At 44.6% G+C, this 17,710-nt stretch carries 13 protein-coding genes; 10 read left to right on the top strand and 3 right to left on the bottom strand.

Features of this window, described 5'->3' with window-relative positions:
* Positions 1-17: 17 nt before the first annotated feature.
* On the bottom strand, positions 18-995 hold the full coding sequence (locus tag AC2SLM_RS00565) for a zinc-binding dehydrogenase (protein ID WP_486551321.1): 978 nt from the start codon (positions 993-995) through the stop codon (positions 18-20).
* A gap of 468 nt (positions 996-1,463) precedes the next feature.
* Between AC2SLM_RS00565 and AC2SLM_RS00560 the strand changes: the two genes are divergently transcribed.
* The 9 genes from AC2SLM_RS00560 (at position 1,464) to AC2SLM_RS00520 (ending at position 14,215) form a co-directional block, all read left to right on the top strand.
* Positions 1,464-3,125, top strand: coding sequence for an ABC transporter substrate-binding protein (locus tag AC2SLM_RS00560; protein WP_486551320.1), 1,662 nt, complete (start codon positions 1,464-1,466; stop codon positions 3,123-3,125).
* 210 nt (positions 3,126-3,335) lie between these two features.
* Positions 3,336-5,000: an ABC transporter substrate-binding protein gene (locus AC2SLM_RS00555; RefSeq protein ID WP_486551319.1), complete on the top strand. Its 1,665-nt coding sequence runs from the start codon at positions 3,336-3,338 to the stop codon at positions 4,998-5,000.
* 114 nt (positions 5,001-5,114) lie between these two features.
* Positions 5,115-6,794, top strand: coding sequence for an ABC transporter substrate-binding protein (locus AC2SLM_RS00550; protein WP_486551317.1), 1,680 nt, complete (start codon positions 5,115-5,117; stop codon positions 6,792-6,794).
* 519 nt (positions 6,795-7,313) lie between these two features.
* Complete coding sequence (oppB, locus tag AC2SLM_RS00545; RefSeq protein ID WP_486539815.1) at positions 7,314-8,234, top strand: oligopeptide ABC transporter permease OppB; 921 nt, start codon at positions 7,314-7,316, stop codon at positions 8,232-8,234.
* A 163-nt stretch (positions 8,235-8,397) separates the two neighbouring features.
* Positions 8,398-9,303 (top strand): oligopeptide ABC transporter permease OppC, encoded by a 906-nt coding sequence (oppC, locus tag AC2SLM_RS00540; protein WP_486551316.1) that lies wholly within the window; start codon positions 8,398-8,400, stop codon positions 9,301-9,303.
* A gap of 102 nt (positions 9,304-9,405) precedes the next feature.
* The gene (gene oppD, locus AC2SLM_RS00535; RefSeq protein ID WP_486551315.1) at positions 9,406-10,476 is read left to right on the top strand and encodes an oligopeptide ABC transporter ATP-binding protein OppD; all 1,071 of its coding nucleotides are present in this window, start codon (positions 9,406-9,408) and stop codon (positions 10,474-10,476) included.
* Positions 10,477-10,481: 5 nt separating this feature from the next.
* Positions 10,482-11,522 carry a murein tripeptide/oligopeptide ABC transporter ATP binding protein OppF gene (gene oppF, locus AC2SLM_RS00530; protein ID WP_486551313.1) on the top strand — a complete coding sequence of 347 codons (1,041 nt, stop codon included), beginning with the start codon at positions 10,482-10,484 and terminating at the stop codon, positions 11,520-11,522.
* Positions 11,523-11,632: 110 nt separating this feature from the next.
* Positions 11,633-12,391, top strand: a complete 759-nt coding sequence (locus tag AC2SLM_RS00525) for a YidX family protein (protein WP_486551311.1) — start codon at positions 11,633-11,635, stop codon at positions 12,389-12,391.
* 288 nt (positions 12,392-12,679) lie between these two features.
* Entirely contained in the window at positions 12,680-14,215 is a 1,536-nt protein-coding gene (locus AC2SLM_RS00520) for an alkaline phosphatase D family protein (RefSeq protein WP_486551309.1), read from the top strand.
* A gap of 9 nt (positions 14,216-14,224) precedes the next feature.
* Here AC2SLM_RS00520 and AC2SLM_RS00515 read toward each other — a convergent pair whose 3' ends face one another.
* Entirely contained in the window at positions 14,225-14,515 is a 291-nt protein-coding gene (locus AC2SLM_RS00515) for a DUF2798 domain-containing protein (RefSeq protein ID WP_486551308.1), read from the bottom strand.
* Between the two features lie 565 nt (positions 14,516-15,080).
* Here AC2SLM_RS00515 and AC2SLM_RS00510 point away from each other — a divergent pair.
* Entirely contained in the window at positions 15,081-16,070 is a 990-nt protein-coding gene (locus AC2SLM_RS00510) for an alpha/beta fold hydrolase (RefSeq protein ID WP_486551307.1), read from the top strand.
* Between the two features lie 158 nt (positions 16,071-16,228).
* Here AC2SLM_RS00510 and AC2SLM_RS00505 read toward each other — a convergent pair whose 3' ends face one another.
* Complete coding sequence (locus AC2SLM_RS00505) at positions 16,229-17,275, bottom strand: NAD(P)H-dependent flavin oxidoreductase (protein WP_486551306.1); 1,047 nt, start codon at positions 17,273-17,275, stop codon at positions 16,229-16,231.
* Between the last annotated feature and the right edge of the window lie 435 nt (positions 17,276-17,710).

The following is a 17,710-nucleotide window of genomic DNA, read 5'->3' as shown; positions in this document are numbered from 1 at the left end:
TGTCAGACGGCACCTGTTTAGAGTTTTAATAATACTTTGCCGTTTTTACCATTTTGCAGCTCATCCGACACCGCTTCTTTAACATCCTCTAAGTCATAAATAGCTTCGACAGGAAGAATGAGCTGGTTGCTCTCGGCACGCTCAACCAGCTCGTTTATTAAACGTCGTTTATTTTCAAGATTCATTTCACGACTGGTTTTACTGCCCCAAAACCCTTTAATAACCGCTTGTTTAAAGATAAATGGACCTGGGTCTATCATCATGGGCTCACCTGCCATAACCCCAAATGAGACTAACGTGCCGCCATGACCCAATACGGATAACAATTCATTACTGGCACTACCCCCTAAAGAGTCGGCTGCAGCACTAATTTGTGACTCGCCTACGATGTTGCGTACTTGATCCTTCCAGTTAGGATTTGAGGTATCAATCGCATGCTTAATCCCTAGTTCATTAAGCTCTCGCGCAGCTTCAGCACGGCGCACCAAGCTAATGGTATGGATACCACGGGCCGCCGCCAGCATCGCAAAGGATTTACCCACAGCACCGTTGGCCGCATTTAAAATAGCCCACTGACCCGGTTGTAACTGCATAAACTCAAGTAGCATCAAGGCACTTAGTGGCATAGCGATCAGCTGAGCGGCTATTTCATCTTCAAGCTTCTCCGGAATAGCAAACACCATCTTAGCTGGGGCGGTAAAGTACTCAGCCCATGTTCCATGAACACTGGCGGCAGCAACTCGGTCTCCGACGGCAAATCCTTCTACATTTTCACCAACCGCATCAACCACACCTAATGCTTCACTACCTGCAATGGCCGGTAAGGTAGGCTTATCGCCATATTGACCTTTGATAGTGGCTAAATCATGATTATGAATAGTAGCCAATATGGTTTTGACGCGTATCTCATCTGGGCCAGGTTCTGGCATCGGTGTATCGATGACTGTTAAAACCTTGGAGGGTTTGCCAAAAGTATGATAAGACGCACTACGCATGATACGTTCCTTATTTCGCATGAATGGGATTTAGCATGAACGGGTTTATCACAAATAGGTGGCTATGGCTATTTATACCAAAGCGTTTGTTTGGTTTTTAAACCACACTACTAATCCTAACAGAGCATCATTCTCGTTATCAGTATAACTTTAGCTAATTTTTATTTATCTGACCATGACTATAATGCCTGTACTGAAGGTTAAAAGCTTTGTCTATAACATAAAACTATTAAAATTTATTGACAACGTTATATATTTTTTTTATTAATATGCCTACAATAGATAGTCACTATTATTTTAACCACCTGTAATAAATAGTAAACTCGATATCAAATTTAATACTCAATGTAACGACTGTGTTCGTTTACTTGTGTTTACTTGATTGGATTTGCTGTAACGCTGAAATCGTTAATTGATTACGATAGTTCCTGAGAACTATTTTCTAGCCATAGCCAAAAGGATGTCATCATGCACAAACCAACCTCACTATTTAACGCCGTTTTTGTTCCCACCACTCTAGCGCTAGCATTGGCACTGGTTGGTTGTGGTGATAAGTCAGCTAGTACCAGTGGCTCAGCTAATATTGACCCCAATGTGATGGCTGACAAACAAGAGATGGTCATTAATAACGGCGCTGAACCAGAGTCGTTGGATCCGCACAAAGTATCAGGGGTGCCCGAAGCCAATATTCTGCGTCAGATGTTGGTAGGGTTGACCACGACAGATGCTGAGGGTAAAACCATTCCGGGTATGGCGGAGAGATGGGATAGCCCTGATAATAAAGTTTGGACCTTTAAAATTCGTGATGCTAAGTGGTCAAATGGCGATCCAGTAACGGCCGAAGACTTTGTTTACAGTATGCGCCGAGTGCTAGATCCCAATACCGCCTCACCTTATGCCAGCTACTTAGCAGATGCCAAGGTAGTGGGGGCACAAGATATTATTGATGGTAACGCCAAGCCAGATACTTTGGGTGTGAAAGCGATAGATGATAAAACGCTACAGATCACGTTATCAGAGCCTGTGCCTTATTTCCCAGATACCCTTATTCACACCTCTGTTAAGCCCGTCAATCCTAAAGCAGTGCAACAATTTGGTGATAAGTGGACTGACCCTGCCAATATTGTGGTCAATGGGCCTTATAAAATCAGTGAATGGCAGGTAAATGACAAAATCGTATTAACGCGCAACGACAGCTACTATGACAATGCCAATACGACCCTAGATAAAATTACCTTATTAGCCATTCCGTCAAGTACCACGGATGTGGCACGCTATCAGTCAGGTGAGATCGATGTCACTTATAACGAAATCCCGCCTGAGCAGTTCGCCTCATTAAAAGAGCAGTTGGGCGATCAGCTACAAGTGTCACCCATGCTATGTACGTACTATTATGAGTTTAATACCGTCAAACCACCGTTTGATGATGTTCGTGTCCGTCGTGCGCTAGCCTTGGCGCTAGACCGTGACACCATTACCGATAAAGTTATTGGTCAAGGTCAAACACCCGCCTATCAGTTTACGCCAGTATCGACTAATGCGATGGAAAATAATAAACCAGAATGGCAAAGCTGGAGTCAGGAAAAGCGGGTTGAGGAAGCCAAAAAACTGCTTAATGAAGCCGGCTATAACCAAAACAATCCTCTAAAGTTTGAGCTACTGTATAACACCAATGACAACCATAAAAAGATTGCCGTTGCTGCCAGCTCGCTGTGGAAGCAGTCGCTAGACTTTGTCGATGTCAACTTGGTTAATAAAGAATGGAAAACCTATTTGGACACTCGCCGCAATGGCAACTATGATATATCGCGCGCGGGCTGGTGTGGCGACTATAATGAGCCTTCCACTTTCCTAAATATTGTCAAATCTGGCAACAGTAATAACCATGGTAAATACTCAAGCCCTAGGTTTGATAGCATCATGACCCAAACCTTAAAAGCAGGCGTCAGTCCTGAGCAGCGTGCTCAACTGTACAAGCAAGCTGAAGAACAGCTTGATGCAGATATGCCATTGCTCAATATTTACCATTATGTAAGCCCACGTCTTATCAAGCCATACGTTATCGGCTTCCCAACTAAGGACGCTTTAGATAACTGGCAAGGTAAAGATCTAAAAATTGCCAAACATTAGATAGTGCTTGGCAAGAGGGGCGTGATAGGCGTGTAAAGCAAGGCAGGGTCAGATGAATCGTACAATGCTAATCAATCTGATCCGTCCTGCTTTATACTTGACCTATTTCTATTTGACTGGCCTTTTGTTAATTAAAAAGTAGAGACATAAAGAGTCTCGTTTGGCTCATTGCAAAGAACGTCCAATTTTATCGCTTATAAGGATATGGGCATGCTAAAACCCTTAACGACGACGTTTAATAAATTGCCGTTAGCAGCAGCACTGACTGCAGCGCTTATGCTGGCAGGATGTGGTGATAAGTCTGCTGGTAATGCCAATGATTCGGCCAATATTGACCCCAGTGTGTTGGCTGAAAAACAAGAGATTGTGATTAATAATGGCACTGAGCCTGAATCACTTGATCCACATAAAATCTCAGGGCTTCCTGAGGCCAATATCATTCGCCAACAGCTGGTTGGGCTAGTGACAACCGATGCCGAGGGTAAAACCATTCCGGCGATGGCGGAGAGTTGGGATAGTCCGGATAATAAGGTTTGGACTTTTAAAATACGTGATGCCAAATGGTCCAATGGCGACCCTGTCACTGCCGAAGACTTTGTCTATAGTCTGCGCCGTGTGGTTGATCCCAATACAGCCTCACCTTATGGCAGTTACTTAGCGGATGCCAAGGTAGTTGGGGCAGAGGCGATTATCAATGGTGAGCAGTCTCCTGAGATGCTTGGGGTAAGCGCAATTGACGACAAAACCCTTGAGGTCCGCTTAACCGAGCCAGTCCCTTATTTTGTCGATATGCTGATTCATACCTCAACCTCGCCAGTACATCCGGCGACGGTTGAGAAGTTCGGCTCAAAATGGACAGACCCTGCCAATATCGTGGTTAATGGACCTTATAAAATCAGCGAATGGCAAGTGAATGACAAAATCGTATTGCAGCGTAATCCGTCGTATTACGATGATGCCAACACCACCATCAATACCGTTACTATATTGCCTATCGAGTCAGAGACTACCAATGTTGCCCGTTATAAAGCCGGTGAGATTGATATCGGTGGTGGTATGCCGACCGAGCAATTTGACTCTCTAAAGGCGGAGCTAGGTGATCAAATCCAAGTGTCTCCTAGCCTATGTAGTTTTTATTATCAATATAATAACAATAAGCCGCCGTTTGATGACGTGCGTGTGCGCCGTGCACTCGCGCTTGCGCTAGATCGTGACACCATTACTGAAAAGGTGATGGGACAGGGCCAAATGCCAGCATATCAATACACGCCGACCTCTATTCAAGGCATGACGCCTTTTACACCAGAGTGGCAAGGTTGGAGTAAAGAGAAGCGCATTGCCGAGGCCAAGAAGCTGCTGAATGATGCAGGGTATAGTGAATCAAAACCACTTGAGTTTGAGCTGCTATACAACACCAACGAGGGCAATAAAAAACTGGCTGTGGCGACCAGCTCACTACTCAAAGAGGCGGTCGGCTTTGTGGATGTCAATCTGATTAACAAAGAGTGGAAAACCTTTTTGGACACTTTCCGCAATGGTAATTATCAGCTGGCACGTTACACTTGGTGTGGCGATTATAATGAGCCATCGACTTTCTTGAACATTGCTAAGACCGGCAATAGTAATAATTGGGGCGGTTATTCGAGTCCCAAGTTCGATAGCATCATGGAGCAAACGCTTAAAGAAGGCGTAACCCCTCAGCAGCGTGGGGAATTATATCGTCAAGCCGAAGCTCAGCTCGATGAGGATATGCCGCAGCTTAACGTGTTCCATATTGTGAAGCTAAGTATGGTTAAGCCTTACGTGATTGACTTCCCTATTCAAGACCCGTTAAGCAATTGGCAGATTAAAGATGTTTCTATCGCCAAGCACTAGGTCTTCATCTAAATAGGTGGTTTGGTTAGCCATAAGTGGCTAGATTGGTTTACATAAAAGGACAGAGCGGTGAATGTCACCGCTTTATTGGGTATTAATATAAGCGATGACATTATGAGTAAATTTGCGCGTACACTCTGGATGGGCCGATTGCCATTAGCGGTAGCGACTGCGTTGTGCATTGGCCTTGTGGGCTGTGATAACAATGCCAATACTGAACAAGCCAATGATAATACCGAGTCTATCGATAAGGCACTATTGGCAGATGCGCAAGATATCGTGATTAATAATACCGCCGAACCGGAATCTATCGATCCGCACAAAGTCTCCGCTGTGCCCGAAGGTAATATCATTCGTCAACTGTTCACTGGTCTGGTAGATACCGACCGTGATGGCAAAACCGTGCCGGGCATGGCGGAGAGTTGGGAGAGTGATGACAATAAGGTTTGGACCTTTAAGCTACGTGATGCCAAGTGGTCAAATGGCGATCCAGTAACCGCAGAAGACTTTGTGTATAGCTGGCAACGTCTGATTAATCCTGAGACAGCAGCGCCTTATGCCAGTTATTTGGTTGATGCTAAAGTAGCCGGTGCCGAAGCGATTATGGCTGGTGATGCGGCTGTGGAGACATTGGGTATTAAAGCGCTTGATGATAAGACGCTGCAAATAACCTTGACCGAAGCGGTGCCTTATTTCCCAGATATGCTGATTCACACCTCGACCAAGCCAGTACCACAAAAAGCCATCGACGAATTTGGTGATAAATGGACCACGCCTGAACACATCGTGGTCAATGGCCCGTACACCTTAAGGGAGTGGCTGGTGAATGACAAAATTGTGCTCGCGCGCAACTCAAGTTATTTTGATGATATCAATACCCATATCGAAAAAGTAACACTGCTGCCGTTGTCGTCTCCAACCACGGATGTCGCACGTTATCGTGCAGGCGAGGTAGATGTCAGCGCTGAGGTGCCGCCTGAGCAATTTGATATGCTCAAAGACGAGCTCGGTGATGAGCTGCGTGTGGCGCCAAGACTGTGCACTTATTATTACAAATACAATACGGTCAAACCGCCCTTTGATGATGCCAGCGTACGCCGTGCGCTAGCTTTGGCATTAGACCGTGATATTATCGCCACCAAAATCATGGGGCAGGGGCAACAGCCGGCATATCAATTGACGCCGCTAACCACCAATGGCATGAAGAATTTTGCACCGAAGTGGCAACAGTGGAGTAAAGAGCAGCGTATCGAGGAGGCCAAAAAGCTACTTGATGAGGCTGGTTACAATCCCACTCATCCGCTCAAATTTGAGCTGTTATATAACACCAGTGACAATCACAAAAAGATTGCAGTGGCGTTTAGCTCATTAATGAAACAAGCGCTAGGCGAGGACACAGTGAATGTCACCTTGGTCAATCAAGAGTGGAAAACTTATCTAGATACCCGACGTAATGGTAATTATGATATTGCCCGTTCAAGCTGGTGCGGTGATTATAATGAGCCGTCTTCTTTCCTAAATACGCTCAAAACAGACAACACCAACAACCACGGCAAATACTCAAGCCCAGCGTTTGATAAGATTATGAATCAAACCTTGGTTGATGGCGTTAGTGCTAAAGAGCGTGCGAATTTATATCAGCAAGCAGAGGCTCAGCTCGATGCCGATATGCCAAACCTAAACATGTTCCATTATGTGGGCGTACGTTTGGTTAAGCCGTATGTGGTTGGGTTCCCAGAAAATGATCCATTAGATGTGTGGCAGGCCAAAGACTTGGCGATTGCTAAGCATTAAAGACATTTGAACGGCAGCATTTATATAGAACAGGCAGTACTTATTGGCTTTATTGAATCGACTTTATTAGGGCGTGTGGAACATTCGACCATGGCACTGGCGGCGACTATTTTTTAGTCAATATGCAGTGAAATTTTTGACGCTTAGTCATTCTAAGTTAGACAATTTCGCAATATATTGGTAAAAAAGAGTCCCGCCCCTGAGAACGGATTAAGCAAAGCACTGCTTTGCCCGTTCGCAAGGCGAGAGCTGTGCTCGAGTGAGGCTGATGCTAAAATCGCCCCAGACGTTGTTGCAAACCTAGTCAAGGTCTAGACATTAACTACGGTTTACGCCTAGTCTGAAACAATTTTAGCTATCAGCAATGCTAATTTGCGAATGTTCCACACGCCCTAAATATCGATTTTACTTATTGACCGAATCTCATTAGATATGATCAAGGCAGGCATGTTGCTTTATCCATAGAGAGTAACTGTATTAGGCCACTTTGATCATAGCGTTACTGATAACAGAGGGTTTATGCTAAAGCTTATATTTCGGCGGCTATTAGAAGCCATCCCAACCATGTTTATCCTCATTACCGTGTCGTTTTTTATGATGCGGCTGGCCCCAGGCAGCCCGTTTAGTGGTGAGCGCAGTTTTTCACCTGCGGTCATGGCAAATATTGAAGCCAAATACCATTTGAACGATCCGATGTGGCTACAGTACGTCAATTATCTAAAGCAAATTGCGGTCGGCGACTTCGGTCCGTCTTTTAAATACAAAGATTACACCGTTAATGAGCTGCTGGCGCAAGCCGTGCCTGTTTCGGTTGAGCTGGGTTTATACGCCTTTATCTTAGCCGTGGTACTTGGGCTGATATTTGGTATTGTGGCGGCGCTCAAGCAGAACTCTTGGATTGACTATATCGTGATGGCATTTGCCAACATTGGTGTGGTGATTCCAAGCTTTGTGAAAGCCCCGTTATTGGTGCTAATCTTTGCCATTACCTTAAAGTGGCTACCAGGGGGTGGTTGGAACGATGGGGCAGTACAGAATTTAATCCTTCCAGTGACTGCGCTGGCCTTGGCTTATGTTGCCAGTATCGCTCGTATTATGCGTGGCTCGATGATTGAGGTGATGAACAGTCAATATATCCGTACTGCGCGCGCCAAAGGCTTGCCGATGAAGCGCATCGTGCTCAAGCACGCACTGCGTCCGGCGCTACTGCCTGTTATTTCTTATTTAGGCCCTGCGTTTGTGGGTATTATTACCGGCTCTATCGTCATTGAGACCATTTTTGGTCTGCCCGGTATCGGTCAGTTATTCGTCAATGGTGCGCTTAACCGCGACTATGGCATGGTGCTTAGCTTAACCATTTTGGTGGGCGTATTAACCATTGCCTTTAACGCCATTGTCGATATTTTATATGCCGTTATTGACCCACAAATTAAATATTAGGTAGTGGTTATTTAGAGCGTTTATGACTCAAAAATCATATGAATACATACCTAATAATTCATTATAGCCAGCGATAGTCGACGTGATTTAACAGGTATAAGTCAGATAATCTTACTGTTTAAATAACGTTGACGCTATTCAAAGACAAGTAACAAGGATGACTATGAGTGTAATCACTGATAAGCCCATTGATTCAGTAGCGCCTACCGCCCCGACTGTAAAGGGACGTAGCTTATGGCAAGATGCGTGGCGCCGTTTTTATAAAAACAAAGCCGCCATCGCCAGTTTGGTCATCTTATTTTTGGTGACGTTATTTGTAATTTTCTTACCAATGTTCGCGCCTTTTGGGTATGCCGAAACCGATTGGGGCTATATGCAGGGGGCACCGTCCTTTGATAATAAGCATTACTTCGGTACTGATTCGCTCGGGCGTGATTTGCTAGTACGTACTGCCATTGGTGGGCGTATCTCGCTGCTTGTTGGTATTGCCGGTGCAACGGTGGCGGTTATCTTCGGTACCGTTTACGGCGCGACTTCTGGCTATTTGGGCGGTAAAATTGATGCCGTTATGATGCGCTTTTTGGAGATTTTAAACGCCTTTCCCTTTATGTTCTTCGTGATTTTATTGGTGACCATTTTTGGTCGTAACTTGATGCTAATTTTCGTGGCCATTGGCTTGGTGTCATGGCTTGATGTGGCACGTATCGTGCGTGGTCAAACCTTAAGTTTGAAGAGTAAAGAATTTATTGAAGCGGCGCATGTCGGCGGTGTCTCTGGCTTTAATATTATTATGCGTCATATTGTGCCAAACGTACTGGGTGTGGTAGTGGTTTATGCCTCACTGTTGGTACCAAGTATGATCTTATTTGAGTCATTCTTAAGCTTCTTAGGCTTAGGGGTGCAAGAGCCCATGACCAGTTGGGGTGCCTTATTGCAAGAAGGCTCACAGACCATGCAGGTTGCACCGTGGCAGATATTAATTCCCTCGGTATTTTTGGTAGTAACCTTGTTCTGCTTTAACTTTATCGGTGATGGCTTACGTGATGCGTTTGACCCTAAAGACCGTTAACTAGGCTCTAGTATAGTAAGACGAATGCACTATAGCCCCTTGCTTAGACAATATTTAACCGTATAAACAAATTATCTGATAGCCAATACAGGTAACACCGTTATGACAGTATTAAAAGACAACCTAAAACCAGAAATTGAGGTCAGTAATGCAGCAGACCTACTGCAAGTAAAGGATCTATCGGTGCAATTTAGTACCGAAGACGGGTTGGTGACCGCTGTAAATGGCCTCAATTTTAATTTGCATCAGGGTGAAACTCTGGGTATCGTCGGTGAGTCAGGCTCGGGTAAATCGCAGACCGCATTCGCTATAATGGGGCTATTGGCTAAAAATGGTCATGCCAAAGGATCGGTATTATTTGAAGGAAGTGAGCTACTAGGATTGTCAGAAAAAGAGCTGAATAAGCTGCGTGCTGAACAAGTGTCTATGATCTTCCAAGATCCGATGACCTCTTTAAATCCCTATATGAAAATTGGCGATCAACTTGCTGAAGTGCTGATATTGCATAAAGGTATGAGCAAAAAAGACGCCTGGGAAGAGGCCATCAAGATGCTCGATGCGGTCAAGATTCCTGAAGCACGCAAGCGTATCGGTATGTATCCGCATGAGTTCTCTGGTGGTATGCGTCAACGGGTGATGATTGCGATGGCGCTGTTGTGCCGCCCTAAGCTATTGATTGCTGATGAGCCGACCACTGCCCTCGATGTGACGGTACAAGCGCAGATTATGACGCTGATGAATGAGCTTAAACGTGATTTTGGTACGACGATTATTATGATTACCCATGATTTGGGGGTGGTCGCTGGTATCTGTGATCGCGTATTGGTGATGTATGCCGGACGTACCATGGCCTATGGCGAAACCGAAGAGATATTTTATAACCCGACCCATCCGTATACCAAAGGGCTACTGCGTGCGATTCCGCGTCTAGACAATAACAGCGGTAAGCTTGAAACCATTCCGGGCAGTCCGCCAAACCTGCTTAATCTGCCAGCCGGTTGTCCATTCTACGACCGCTGCACTTATGCAATGGATATCTGCCGTGATGTGCCGCCGCCGCTTGAGTTTTTGCCCAATGAGCGTCAACGCGCTTGCTACTGGAAACCAGAGGATGTCGCCAATACCGAACCACAAGATGCGCAGGCACAAATTGCCACAGGGATGGAGGGATAATCGCCATGACAAAGACTAAAAACAATCGAATCGATGTGGTCAATGATGCGCCTTTATTGCAAGTAAGGGATGTGGTTACAAGCTTTGATATCAAACAAAAAGGCAACTATTTTTGGCAGAAGCCTGCAACCCTAAAGGCGGTCAATGGCGTGTCGTTTGACCTATATGCTGGCGAGACCTTGGGGGTGGTCGGTGAATCGGGCTGTGGTAAATCCACCTTGGCACGCACCATTATTGGACTGGTCAAAGCCCGTTCAGGCAGTATCAAATTTAATGGTCAAGAAATTATGGGCGCTTCTAAAAAGCAGATGCGCTTAACCCGTAAAGACATCCAGATGATTTTCCAAGATCCGCTCGCCTCATTAAATCCACGTATGACCGTGGGCGATATTATCGCTGAGCCGCTGCGTACTTATTATCCTAAAATGCCTAAGGCAGAAGTTGAAGAGCAAGTACGTGCCATGATGAAGAAGGTGGGTCTGCTCGCCAACCAAGTGAACCGTTATCCGCATGAGTTCTCTGGCGGTCAGTGTCAACGTATCGGTATTGCACGTGCGCTTATTCTAAAGCCGAAGCTGATTATTTGTGATGAGCCAGTATCAGCACTGGACGTCTCCATTCAGGCACAGGTGATTAACCTATTGCAAGACGTGCAAAAAGAGATGGGCTTGGCGCTGATATTTATTGCGCATGACTTGTCTGTGGTCAAGCACATATCTGACCGAGTGCTGGTGATGTATTTGGGCAATGCGGTGGAGCTAGGTGTCGATAAAGCGGTCTATAGTAATCCGACTCATCCTTATACCAAGGCGCTGATGTCAGCGGTACCGATTCCTGATCCAGAGATTGAACGTAATAAGACCATTGAGCTGCTAGAAGGGGATTTACCAAGCCCGATCAATCCCCCATCCGGGTGCGTGTTTCGCACGCGTTGCCCCATTGCTGATGATGGCTGTGCCCAAACCAAGCCAGTATTAGAGGGCACGGCTGAGCACCAAGTCGCTTGTCTCAAAAACAAAGTCGCTGGTCTGAATGAGGTGGCTTGATAGCGCTACTGACCAAAGGGCTGCCTAGTAAAACGTGTTTGATAAAAATAGATTGCTACTACATAGACTATGCAGTAATATTTAATCATTAATAATCATAGGGAATTGAAATGCAATTAAATCAACAACAGTCACAACATAAATCATCACGGTTTGTTAAATCTAACGCCAAGATACTGCTATTAGGTAGTTTGGCGGTTACTACTTTCGGGCTATCAGGCTGTGCCACCTCTGAGCTACTAGACTCAGGCAGCTACTCTAGTACCACCAGTACTGAGCAAGTATTGGTACAAGATGAATTGGTCGCTTTTGGTCGTCCTGCCACGCGTCTGCCCAATATGCCAGCCAGTAGCGTGGTTATTGTCGGTGAGAAAAACAGCTATGTGTTGAGCCAAGGCGGGCCTGAAATGGTTAACTTGTTAACCAACCTTCATCCTAAGAATATCCGCGTTGAAAACGAAATGCGCTTTTATTCGCCAAAAAATGACGGCTACTTCCAAGGTCAAATGAAGCTGTCATACGCTAAATTAAAAGACGATTTTCAGCGTAGCGATTACAACTTCTTCTTACAAAATGGCGGTAAGGAGTGCAGTAGCTCTAGCGATGAGCGCATGCAAGCACAGCGTTTTTGCTTTACAGTGCCGATTCAGGGTGGTGTCTATCCAGCGGTCAGTAATTTGAGCTTAATTCAGTCAAAATACAGCACGCTTAGCAAGGCTTATCCGGTGACCATTTATACCAAAACCGAATCGACTACTACTCAGCACAGAGGCGCAAACACGGCAGGTAAGTTAGTGTTGTTGCCTTTTGCCTTAGCCTTTGATGTGGTGACCTTCCCATTTCAGCTACTCGATGCGGCAAGCCAATAGTTAATTAGGTTTAGCTCAATAGCTCTATCAATCGTTATTAATAAAAACCACTGTCATTTATGGCAGTGGTTTTTTGTGTTTGTGGTCGGGTAAATAGCAGGGTTCAAGCTGACCCAAATAATGAATATTTTGTGACAAGCTGACAATACATCAAACTTTAATATGGGTGCTCTAACATCATGGAAGCTCGTCGAATAGGTAATGAGCATAGACAACAATCAAAAGATATAACGCTAAGCGCAAGCACTCTAATCAACCGATAAATAATTCTATAACTGAGGAGTACCCATGGCTGTTAATCGTCGAGATTTTTTGAAGTTATCCACTGTCGCTAGTGCCGCCGCAGTGAGTTCAACACCAGTATTTGCTATTGGTACAGACCGTCCGCTTATCCCCTACGGCGTGCAATCTGGAGATATCATGAATGGTCGCGGTGTGGTATGGAGTCGTACCAATCGCCCAGCGCGTATGATTGTTGAATGGGCGACAACGCCTAAGTTTGACAATGTAACCAGAGTCATGGGACCAGCAGCACTCCCTGAAAATGACTTTACCACCACGGTAGATTTGCAAGGCTTGCCTGCGGGTCAACATATCTTTTATCGGGTCAGTTACGCCGATTTAGGTCGGGCTAAAACACAAAGCCATCCCGTTTTAGGGCACTTTAAAACTGCGCCCAATCAAAAGAGAGACATCCGCTTTCAGTGGTCGGGTGATACCGTTGGTCAGGGCTGGGGTATTAATGAAGACTTTGGGGGTATGAAAATTTATCATACGATGGCCGAGAGTCGTCCAGATTTCTTTATTCATAGTGGCGATAATATCTATGCCGACGGTCCAGTTAAGTCGCAAGTAGAATTGGCTGACGGCAGTATTTGGCGCAACGTGGTGACCGAAGTGAAGAGTAAAGTGGCTGAGACGTTAGATGAGTATCGTGGTAACTATGTCTATAACTTAATGGATAAAAACGTGCGTCGCTTTAACTCTGAAGTGCCTATTATTTCGCAGTGGGATGACCACGAAACCGTCAACAACTGGTATCCGAATGAAATCTTGGACGATGATCGCTACACCGAAAAGAGTGTGGCACTGTTATCAGCCCGTTCAAAAAAAGCTTTTATGGAATATATGCCGATGCGACTATCGGCGGATGAAAAAGAGCGTATCTATCGTAAAATCCCGTATGGCCCATCACTTGATGTGTTCGTCATCGATATGCGCACTTACCGCGGCGATAACTCTGCTAATCGCCAAGCTCAGCCTAGTGAGGCCACCGCTTATATGGGACGCGAGCAAATCGCATGGTTAAAGCAAGGATTGAAAGACTCGAAAGCCACTTGGAAAGTGATTGCCTCAGACATGCCTATCGGGCTGATGGTCAAAGACGGTGCTAACTTTGAAAACTCGTCAAACGGGGATGGGCCAGTATTAGGGCGTGAACATGAAATTGCCGATCTATTGCGATTTATTAAGCACAATAGTATCAATAACACCGTCTGGTTAACCGCAGATGTGCATTATACCGCCGCTCATTATTACAACCCTGATAAAGCACAGTTTCAGGACTTCAACGGATTTTGGGAGTTTGTATCAGGACCTCTGAATGCCGGTACTTTTGGCCCTAATGAGCTGGATAATACCTTTGGCCCTGAGCTTAAGTATGTCAAAGCGCCGAAAGAGGGTGAGTCAAACTTACCACCGAGTGCGGGGATGCAGTTCTTTGGGGAAGTGGCTATTGATGGTAAAACGGAGAATATGACGGTGATGCTAAAAGACCTTTATGGTCGTACGTTATACACTCAAAATCTTGAGCCACTGGTGTAAGCTTAGTATTTATCTTTTTTGGTCTTGGTCAGTGTAAAAATCGATACGACTTAAAATATGGGTTTGTATCACATACGCACACACATAAGCGCTTGGCCACGCAAACGCAAAAGCTAAGAGCCACGAACTGATAAGATGCTCAAAATAAGCATCACTATAGCCCTCTTTAATCAGTATCAATGCGCCAGAAATAATTACCGACATCAACGAGGCCATCAGTCCTGTAAATATCAGGCGATGATATTTTTGATGAATACGTATTTTAGGTGAGGGCTTTTGGTTTTGAGAAGATTCGGTCATGGGTTTATGTGCCTCCATAAGGCGTATTAATCATATACTATCATTTCTAAGAATTAACCCACCTGGGTCAAACTCGGTTTTTGGCTCGTTTTTTGGAAAGATTAATTCTTACCCTTCATTCAAAAAGCCTCTCTTATTTAGGAGAGGCTTTTGCTTTTTACACGCTTTGCGCGTTTATCAACAAGTAATCATTCTATCTGTGTTTATTTAAAATTAACTTCTTGATTTAGATTATCATAACAAATGCTATTTATGAGCTCTGTAAAATTTTTGCATAAAAATATCAGAATATGACATCCTCTTTATGGTCACTCTAATTAGGGCGTATTGGAGTATTCGAAAATTAGCACTGCTGATAGCTAAAATGGCTCAACACGCCCTATAATTACTTTAGCCATTATTGACTGCATTCAATTAGGTTGGTTGAATAGTTAATTTAAGTGTATTATTGATTGAACTGATTTACCTTATCTAAATGTCCCACATAATTAGGACACCCCATTTCACTATCGCTCATACATGATACCCGTACTCTATAACCATACTCTATAAAAGAGAGGCTTAAATGACCCTGTTCAAAAAACACTTTTCAAAAGTGCTTGCCATGTTGCTTGCCGTATCTGTCATCGGCTGTACAACCCCCAATGCCGTAACGGTTGCCACCACTCAAAAGCTGTTGCAGCATGAGCGTAACAAAGCCGGCCTAGAGATAAAGTCGTTCAAATTATCTTCAGGTCATACCTTGATATATGCCGATAACAACAATACATCGGGCAAGCCTTTGTTATTGATTCATGGCTTTGGCGGTAGTATCATTAACTTTATGCGCATTGCAGAAGAGTTTAAGGACTATCATGTCATCATTCCGGATTTATTAGGATTTGGTGACTCTGATAAGCCCATGGATGAAAACTATCGCGCTGATGCGCAGGCCAAACGCTTGCACGAGCTAATGCAGGCTAAGGGCATGACCTCCAATCTGCATATTGCGGGCAACTCAATGGGTGGGTCTATTAGTGTGGCCTATGCTGCGCTGTACCCCAAAGAGATAGGCAGCTTGTGGTTATTAGACAGTGCTGGATTCTGGTCAGTGGGTGTGCCAGAGTCATTAGAGGGCGCAACGCTTGAGAACAATCCGTTACTGATTAGCAGCTATGAAGACTTTGAAAAACTAAGCGATTTGGTGATGTATGATCCGCCGTATATCCCAACGTCGGTAAAAGCGGTATTGGCTCAGGATAGAATCAACAACAGATCGTTAGAGTCCAAAATCTTAGTACAAATCGTCGGTGACAGTGTCGAGGAAAAAGCAAAGGTTATCGCGGATAATAACATTCCGACCTTGGTCGTTTGGGGCGAGGAAGACAAGATTATCAAGCCAGAAACCGCCGAGTATATCGCTACTATTATTCCGCAAGCCAAAGTTATTATGATGCCTAAAGTCGGTCATGTGCCAATGCTTGAGAAGGTTAAACAAACTGCTGATGATTACAAAGCATTCCGACAACAGTTAGAGCAAAAACCAAATCAACAGCCAAATAAAGCAAGTCAATAGGTAGATTTATTTAAATACTGTGTGGATAGCGCTCTAAAAATAAAAAACGGCTAAAAAGAAACAGGCTAAGAGAGCTTCTCTTAGCCTGTTTCTTTTTGATGATAGGTTTGTGAGGTTAGAGCTAACATTAACACCTTAACTGTTTAGCACGTTACTGATTATAGCTCTGAAGTTAATCGGTGCATTAATTCACTTACTGATTCTGCCTGTACTTGAGTCACACCTTGTCCTGCCCATAGCGACATATATTCTGGATTATTGGCTTTGGCCATTGCCGCTCGCATAGGCTTTGTCATGGCATTTAACTGTGGATAGGGTGGCAAAGCATTATCGTTATCATATTCAGCATAACGAGTTAAATACTCATTTACTAAACCTCGTGCTGGTTTACCTGAAAACAGACGGGTTAAACGGGTGATGCCTTCTCTTTTAGCTTGCGCCACTTTTAATAGTTCTGCTTTATAGGTTGGGTTAATACCACTCTCATGGGTGGTTAAAAATGCTGTACCCAACTGTGCCATCTGCGCACCAGCAGTTTGCACCGCTTTGATATCTTGACCAGTCATGATGCCACCTGCGGCAATCAGAGGAATGTTAGTGACGGCTTTGGTTTGACTAATCAAGGTCAACAAACCGAGTGGGTCTTGCTCGCTCGCATCAAGCCAACCGCCTCGATGTCCGCCTGCCTCATAACCTTGTACGCATACTGCATCTGCACCAATATCTGCCCAAGCTTTGGCCTCTAGTGGATGATTCGCCGTTCCGACAACCTTTGTACCGACCTGATGCAAGGCGTCTATCTGATCTTGATTGATAATGCCAAAGGTAAAACTTGCCACAGGGACAGGGTTGTCTAGCAATACTTGTAATTGTGCGCTAAAGGACTGCGCTGGCGTGTCGGGTAACACAAACTCTATCCCTTGCTCATCGTAATAGGCTTGTAGCCAGTCAGGTATTGAGCTATCAAAAGTACTTGATTCTGACTCGCTTAATACCATTAGGTTAACCGCAAAAGGCTTGTCAGTTAAGGCTTTAATCTGATTGATTTGCTCATGTAGTGTGTCGGGGGCAGTCATCCCTGCGCCAAGGCTACCGAGTCCGCCAAAGTTACTGACAGCTGTAATAAGCTCAGGTGTGGTGGCTCCGCCTGCCATTGGCGCTTGCACGATGGGGTAGGTTAAATTTAAGTCAGTCATTAACGTCATGGTTGTCTCCTACTTAAGAGTTTCCTATTGCAATGATTAGGTTTCGTTATGACTTACTGTAGCAGGGTTGTGATAAAGGAATAAGGAATAGGGGGTATTTAGTTGGTGAATGGGTCAGTTGGCTACAGAGTTGTCGTTAAAAAAGTTGACTACGGTTTTGGTGTTAAATGTCCTGAGTTTTGTAGCTGAATTTGCTTGTATCTCTGTAGCCAATCGCGTGCGGACTATAATAGCCGGAAGCGTTACTATTGAATTGATATCACTTCACCTTGTAGATCTAATTCAGAGTCCAGATTCTAAAGCCATTAGGCTAGCTTATATCTTATTAAAGTTAAAATCTTAAATAACCCCAAAAACCCTCTCCATTTATTAATTCGAGCATTCCTATCGTAACGACTTAAGGTTATATCATAAATATTCAAAATATTTTAAAAC

It is taken from the genome of Psychrobacter sp. CX16 (genome assembly GCF_057396245.1).
The sequence above is the reverse complement of the archived record's forward strand: the minus strand, read 5'-3'. Positions and strand labels throughout refer to the sequence as shown.

Coding starts and splice junctions, on each gene's coding strand:
- AC2SLM_RS00565 (WP_486551321.1), bottom strand. CDS start 995: ATGCGTAGTGCGTCTTATCATACTTTTGGCAAACCCTCCAAGGTTTTA.
- AC2SLM_RS00560 (WP_486551320.1), top strand. CDS start 1,464: ATGCACAAACCAACCTCACTATTTAACGCCGTTTTTGTTCCCACCACT.
- AC2SLM_RS00555 (WP_486551319.1), top strand. CDS start 3,336: ATGCTAAAACCCTTAACGACGACGTTTAATAAATTGCCGTTAGCAGCA.
- AC2SLM_RS00550 (WP_486551317.1), top strand. CDS start 5,115: ATGAGTAAATTTGCGCGTACACTCTGGATGGGCCGATTGCCATTAGCG.
- oppB (WP_486539815.1), top strand. CDS start 7,314: ATGCTAAAGCTTATATTTCGGCGGCTATTAGAAGCCATCCCAACCATG.
- oppC (WP_486551316.1), top strand. CDS start 8,398: ATGAGTGTAATCACTGATAAGCCCATTGATTCAGTAGCGCCTACCGCC.
- oppD (WP_486551315.1), top strand. CDS start 9,406: ATGACAGTATTAAAAGACAACCTAAAACCAGAAATTGAGGTCAGTAAT.
- oppF (WP_486551313.1), top strand. CDS start 10,482: ATGACAAAGACTAAAAACAATCGAATCGATGTGGTCAATGATGCGCCT.
- AC2SLM_RS00525 (WP_486551311.1), top strand. CDS start 11,633: ATGCAATTAAATCAACAACAGTCACAACATAAATCATCACGGTTTGTT.
- AC2SLM_RS00520 (WP_486551309.1), top strand. CDS start 12,680: ATGGCTGTTAATCGTCGAGATTTTTTGAAGTTATCCACTGTCGCTAGT.
- AC2SLM_RS00515 (WP_486551308.1), bottom strand. CDS start 14,515: ATGACCGAATCTTCTCAAAACCAAAAGCCCTCACCTAAAATACGTATT.
- AC2SLM_RS00510 (WP_486551307.1), top strand. CDS start 15,081: ATGACCCTGTTCAAAAAACACTTTTCAAAAGTGCTTGCCATGTTGCTT.
- AC2SLM_RS00505 (WP_486551306.1), bottom strand. CDS start 17,275: ATGACGTTAATGACTGACTTAAATTTAACCTACCCCATCGTGCAAGCG.